Origin of the sequence: Pseudonocardia sp. (assembly GCF_025965585.1) — a bacterium.
Lineage (GTDB): Bacteria > Actinomycetota > Actinomycetes > Mycobacteriales > Pseudonocardiaceae > Pseudonocardia.
This window is the reverse complement of the sequence record NZ_JAOPWR010000365.1, coordinates 1-6,023: the sequence shown is the minus strand read 5'-3', so window position 1 is coordinate 6,023 and position 6,023 is coordinate 1. Positions and strand designations below refer to the sequence as shown.

Here is a 6,023-nt window from a genome sequence, read left to right as displayed (position 1 = left end):
ATCCCCGGCCAGGTGCGGCTCTTCGCCTCCCGGCTCCGTGCGCTCGGCCTGCTCGACGGCGGATCGATGGCGCCCATGCTGGACATGGAGGCTGGCGCCCTGCGCCCCACCGCCAACGCGTTCGTCGCCGACTTCGTCGCACGCCTGCGGGCGGAGACGGGCGTCCAGCGGGTGCTCGTCTACGCGAACCTCGACTGGTTCACCCACGTCCTGCGGCCTGCCGAATGGGTGGACCCCGACGTGCTGCTGTGGATCGCGCGGTTCAACGGCGCCCCCGGCCACCCGGGCTTCGCGCACCCGAACCTGGTGCTGCACCAACACTCCAGCACCGGGACCGTGCCGGGGATCCCCGGCCACGTCGACCGCGACGCGACCGTCGGCGCGCACACGGTCGCGAGCCTGCTGAGCGGCGGCCACCCCGCCCGTACCCACGTGGTCGTCGCCGGCGAGACGCTGTTCGCGATCGCCCGCACCAACCACACGACCGTCGACGCGCTGGTGCGGATCAACCACATCCCTGACCCTGCGGTGATCCACCCGGGCCAGGTGCTGCAGCTGGCGTGAGCCCGTCAGGCCGTGGCGGTGCGGATCGGGCAGCCGGCGACGTGCGCGGCGTGCCCCCGCAGCGGCCACTCCGCACCGCAGATGCGGCACAGCCGGGCGGCACCGCGCTCGACGAGCGGGATGATCGGCTCGCCGCCGGCGAGCGCGGCCGTGGCCAGCGTGTAGATGCGGAGCTCGTCGTCGGTCATGTCCTCGCGGGGCCTGTCGACCAGGGCGCGGATGCGGGTGAGCGCGTAGTGCATCCACACCGTGCTGGTGAGCGGACCCTCGTGGGGAACGGACACGGGACCTCCTCGCGATCGCCGACGGTGACGACGCCGATCCTCGCCCCATCGGCAGGTGGAGCGGTACGGGATGACGCGAAGTGAGACGGTCAGACCGGCAGGAGAGGGGCGGGCTCGCCCAGCGCGCCGGCGATCAGCGGCGGGATCTCGTGCTTGCCCGTGCCGTCCGTGGCGATCACGACGTAGACGGTGCGGCCCGCGCAGGTGACGTCCGCCCCGAGGCGCACCTCGAAGTCCAGCGCGAAGCTGGTGCGGCCGATCCGGGCCGTGGACACGGCGATCTCGACGTCGTCGCCGAACCCCACCCCGGCCTTCCAGTCGATCTCCGAGCGCACCAGTTGCACGTCGAAGCCTGCGTCGAGCATGGTGCGGTAGGGCAGTCCGCCGTGCAGCAGGTAGGCGGTCATCGCGTCGTCGAACCAGGCGAGGTACCAGGCGTTGAACACGACGCCCTGGCCGTCGACCTCCAGGTACCGGACGTGGACGGGGTACGTGAAGGTCACGCGTGCGCCCGCTCGGCGGGGGCGAACACCGGCGGAACCACGAGGTATCCGGCTGCACGCAAGATCTGCACGGGACGACGGTAGCCCCTACCCGACCCGCTCGCGAATGGTCCGGTTCACCGCTCGCCCGAATGCCGTGACCACGCCGCGGACGGTGATCGGCTTGAGCTGGGTGAAGGCCTCGGCGAGCCGGCTGCGCTCGTCGGCCGGACGGCCACGGTCGCGGTAGGGCTGCAGCACCTCCGCCTGGAACATGGTCATCAGCTCCTCGGCGAGCGCGGTGGTGTGCCGCTCGATGATCTGGTGCGCGCGCTTCCACGTCTCGGTCGGCAGCCCGGAGTCCAGGACGGCCAGGCCCTCGCCGAGCGTCGCGGCGCCGTTGAGGCGCATGCGGTCGCCGTCGAGCCGCGTGATGACGCCGAGCCCCTCCAGCGCTCGGAGGTCGTCGGGGCCCAGCGGGCGCCCGGCCCGGCGGTCGAGCTCCATGGTGTCCACGTCCTCGATCTGCTCCGGCACCCAGGGGGTCAGCAGGGCGCGCTGCAGGGCCAGCTCCTCGGCACCCGCCGTGGCGGGGAGCTTCTCGAGCCTCCCCTCGATGGCGGCGAGGGTGAAGCCGAGCGCCGACAGCTCGGTGACGAGCTCCAGGCGGGCCACGTGGTCGGGGCCGTAGAGCCCGGTGCGGCCACGCAGCTGGGGTGGGGGGAGCAGGCCCCGGCCCGCGTAGAAGCGGATCGTGCGGATCGAGATGCCCGTGCGCTCGGCCAGCTGATCGATCGTCAGCATGTCGGGTAGCGATGGTGCCGCCATGGGTGCAGAGGTTACGCGTAACCTTGACCTATGTGACAGTGCTGCTGTAACAAAGGCACTACACCCGTTGATGGAGAGGTCTGCATGTCCGAGATCCCCGAGGCATACGTCTACGACGCCATCCGCACGCCGCGCGGCCGGGGCAAGGCCTCCGGCTCGTTGCACGAGGTCAAGCCCGTCAGCCTGGTCATCGGCCTGATCGACGAGATCCGGAACCGGTACCCCGAGCTCGACCCGAACACCATCGACGACGTCGTGCTCGGCGTCGTGTCGCCCATCGGCGACCAGGGCGGTGACATCGCCAAGACCGCCGCCATCGCCGCGGGCCTGCCCCACACGGTGGCCGGCGTGCAGCTCAACCGCTTCTGCGCCTCCGGCCTCGAGGCCGTGAACACCGCCGCGCAGAAGATCCGCTCCGGCATGGAGGAGATGGTCCTCGCCGGCGGCGTGGAGGCCATGTCGCGCGTGCCCATGGGCTCCGACGGCGGCGCGTGGGCCATGGACCCCGACACGTCCTACTCCACCGGCTTCGTGCCCCAGGGCATCGGCGCCGACCTCATCGCCACGATCGAGGGTTTCTCCCGCGAGGACGTCGACACGTTCGCGGTCGAGTCCCAGGCCCGCGCGGCCAAGGCGTGGGCCAACGGCTACTTCGCCAAGTCGGTCGTGCCGGTCAAGGACCGCAACGGCCTCACCGTGCTCGACCACGACGAGTTCATCCGCGCGGGCGCCACGCTGGAGGCCCTCGCGGGCCTCAAGCCGTCCTTCGAGATGATGGGCGAGCAGGGCGGCTTCGACGCCGTGGCGCTGCAGCGGTACCACTGGGTCGAGAAGATCGACCACGTGCACCACGCCGGCAACTCGTCCGGCATCGTGGACGGCGCCTCGCTCACGCTGATCGGCACCGAGGCGGCGGGCAGGGCCGCGAACCTGCGCCCGCGCGCCCGTATCGTCTCCACCGCGCTGTCCGGTGCCGACCCGACGATCATGCTCACCGGCCCCGCGCCCGCGAGCAGGAAGGCACTGGCCAAGGCCGGCCTGACCGTCGACGACATCGACCTCTTCGAGATCAACGAGGCCTTCGCCGCGGTCGCGCTGCGGTACATGAGGGACATGGGGATCTCCCACGAGAAGACCAACGTCAACGGCGGGGCAATCGCCATGGGCCACCCGCTGGGCGCCACCGGCGCGATGATCCTCGGCACGCTGATCGACGAGCTGGAGCGCCGCGAGCAGCGCTACGGCCTTGCCACGCTGTGCGTCGGCGGCGGCATGGGCATCGCCACCGTCGTCGAGCGTCTTTCCTGAAAGGGCTGGAGAACACCGTGAGTGACCAGAAGGCAGTGCGCTGGGAGAAGGGTGCCGACGGCATCGCGATCGTCACCCTCGACGACCCGGGCCGCAGCGCCAACACGATGAACGACGCCTACAAGGCGGCGATGGGCGAGGTCGTCGACCAGCTGGTGGCGGCCAAGGACGAGCTGACCGGCGTGATCATCACGTCGGCCAAGAAGACGTTCTTCGCCGGCGGCGACCTCGAGTCGCTGTCCTCGGCCGGCCCGGACGACGCGCCCGCCGTGTTCGAGAACGTCACCGAGGTCAAGGCGCAGCTGCGCAAGCTGGAGACGCTGGGCAGGCCCGTCGTCGCCGCGATGAACGGCACCGCGCTCGGCGGCGGCCTGGAGATCGGGCTCGCCTGCCACCACCGCATCGGCCTCGACGCCAAGGGCGTCATCTACGGCCTGCCCGAGGTGACGCTGGGCCTGCTGCCCGGTGGCGGCGGCGTCACCCGCATCACCCGCATGCTCGGCATCGCCAACGGCTTCATGAACGTCCTGGCCCAAGGCCAGCGGATGAAGCCGGACAAGGCGCTCGAGCTCGGCATCATCGACGAGCTCGCCGCCACGCCGGAGGAGATGCTCGAGAAGGCCAAGGCCTGGATCGCGGCGAACCCCGAGGCCAAGCAGCCGTGGGACCAGCCCAAGTACCGCATCCCGGGCGGCACGCCGTCGAACCCGTCGCTGGCCTCGATCCTGCCGGCGTTCCCCGCGAACCTGCGCAAGCAGATCAAGGGCGCGCCCATGCCGGCGCCGCGCAACATCCTCTCCGCGGCGGTCGAGGGATCCCAGGTCGACTTCGACACCGCGCTGCGCATCGAGGGCCGCTACTTCGCGGAGCTCGTCACCGGCCAGGTCAGCAAGAACATGACCAAGGCGTTCTTCTTCGACCTGCAGGCCATCAACGGCGGCAAGTCCCGCCCGGACGGCTTCGAGAAGTGGCAGCCGCGCAAGGTCGCCGTGCTCGGCGCCGGGATGATGGGCGCGGGCATCGCCTACGTCTGTGCGATGTCCGGCTGGGAGGTCGTGCTCAAGGACGTCTCGCTCGAGGCGGCCGAGAAGGGCAAGGCCTACTCCGAGAGCCTCGTCGCGAAGGGCGTCAAGCGCGGCAAGACCACGCTGGAGAAGGGTGAGGCGCTCCTGCAGCGCATCACCCCCACCGGTGACTACAACGACCTCGCGGGCTGCGACACGATCATCGAGGCCGTGTTCGAGTCGGTGGCGCTCAAGCAGGAGGTGTTCCGCGAGGCGATGAAGGTCGTCGAGCCGGACGCCCTGCTGTGCTCCAACACCTCGACGCTGCCGATCACCGAGCTGGCCGCGGGCCTCGACCGCGAGGGCGACTTCATCGGCCTGCACTTCTTCTCGCCGGTCGACAAGATGCCGCTCGTGGAGATCATCCGCGGTGAGCGCACCTCGGACGCCACGCTCGCCAAGGCGTTCGACCTCACGCTGGGCATCAAGAAGACCCCGATCGTCGTCAACGACAGCCGCGGGTTCTTCACCAGCCGCGTCATCGGCACCTTCATCAACGAGGGTGTCGCGATGCTGGCCGAGGGCATCGACCCGCAGACGATCGAGCAGGCGTCCTCGCAGGCCGGTTACCCGGCGCCGGTCCTGCAGCTGATGGACGAGCTCACGCTCACGCTGCCGCGCAAGATCCGCGAGGAGACCAAGGCGGGCGTCGAGGCGGCCGGTGGCACGTGGACGGCGCACCCGTCCGACGCGGTCATCGACCGGCTCGTGGACGAGTTCGACCGCAAGGGCCGCAGCAGCGGCGCCGGCTTCTACGAGTACGTCGACGGCAAGCGCACGCGGCTGTGGCCGGGGCTGCGCGAGCAGTTCGGCGCCACGAACCACGACGTCGACCTGCACGAGCTCTCCGAGCGAATGCTCTTCGTCGAGGCCATCGAGACGCAGAAGTGCTTCGACGAGGGCGTGCTGACCACCGTGCCGGACGCCAACATCGGCTCGATCTTCGGCATCGGCTTCCCGGCCTGGACCGGCGGCGTCGTGCAGTACGTCGAGGGCTACCCGGGCGGCGTCGCGGGTTTCGTCGCGAAGGCCGACGAGTACGCGCAGAAGTACGGGGCGCGCTTCGCGGTGCCGGCCAGCATGAGGGCGAGGGCCGAGGAGCTCGTCTCCGCCTGATCCGCACGCACCACACGAACGGCCCTCCCGCTCGGGAGGGCCGTTCGCGCGTGTCAGGAGTAGTAGTCGTTGCCGCGGGAGAACTCCACGAAGGTGCAGGCCTCGTCCCCGACCGTCCACGCGTCGTGGCCCGGGGGCAGGAGCATGACCTGGTTGGGGCCGAACTCCTCCTCGCTGCCGTCGGCCATCACGACGGCGAGGCGGCCGGAGAGCACGAGCGCGACGTGGGGCAGCTCGCAGCGCTCGGTGCCGGCGTAGGACTTGAGGTCGTTGGACCAGCGGGCGCCGACGTCGAACCGCACGCGGGTCACGTCGACGCCGTCGAGCTGGGCGGTCTGCTTGCTGATGAGGCCGTGGACGTCGGGCGTGATCGCGTC

Annotated in this window: 7 protein-coding genes; 3 read left to right on the top strand and 4 right to left on the bottom strand. The window is 70.6% G+C overall.

Going from position 1 to position 6,023, the window contains the following annotated elements; all coding sequences use genetic code 11:
• On the top strand, positions 1-564 hold a 564-nt coding region (locus JWR81_RS22375), incomplete at its 5' end, for a LysM peptidoglycan-binding domain-containing protein (RefSeq protein ID WP_297656441.1).
• A 5-nt stretch (positions 565-569) separates the two neighbouring features.
• Here the strand turns inward: JWR81_RS22375 and JWR81_RS22370 are convergent.
• The 3 genes from JWR81_RS22370 to JWR81_RS22360 form a co-directional block, all read right to left on the bottom strand.
• A complete protein-coding gene (locus JWR81_RS22370) occupies positions 570-848 on the bottom strand; it encodes a hypothetical protein (protein ID WP_297656438.1) in 279 nt (92 codons plus the stop codon).
• A gap of 89 nt (positions 849-937) precedes the next feature.
• Positions 938-1,351 carry a thioesterase family protein gene (locus JWR81_RS22365; protein ID WP_297656435.1) on the bottom strand — a complete coding sequence of 138 codons (414 nt, stop codon included), beginning with the start codon at positions 1,349-1,351 and terminating at the stop codon, positions 938-940.
• 87 nt (positions 1,352-1,438) lie between these two features.
• Entirely contained in the window at positions 1,439-2,158 is a 720-nt protein-coding gene (locus tag JWR81_RS22360; RefSeq protein WP_297656432.1) for a MerR family transcriptional regulator, read from the bottom strand.
• An 84-nt stretch (positions 2,159-2,242) separates the two neighbouring features.
• Between JWR81_RS22360 and JWR81_RS22355 the strand changes: the two genes are divergently transcribed.
• A complete protein-coding gene (locus tag JWR81_RS22355; RefSeq protein ID WP_297656430.1) occupies positions 2,243-3,466 on the top strand; it encodes an acetyl-CoA C-acetyltransferase in 1,224 nt (407 codons plus the stop codon).
• Positions 3,467-3,483: 17 nt separating this feature from the next.
• Complete coding sequence (locus JWR81_RS22350) at positions 3,484-5,646, top strand: 3-hydroxyacyl-CoA dehydrogenase NAD-binding domain-containing protein (RefSeq protein ID WP_297656427.1); 2,163 nt, start codon at positions 3,484-3,486, stop codon at positions 5,644-5,646.
• Between the two features lie 53 nt (positions 5,647-5,699).
• Here JWR81_RS22350 and JWR81_RS22345 read toward each other — a convergent pair.
• Positions 5,700-6,023, bottom strand: a 324-nt coding sequence (locus JWR81_RS22345; RefSeq protein WP_297656424.1) for a hypothetical protein, incomplete at its 5' end; no start/stop codon positions are given.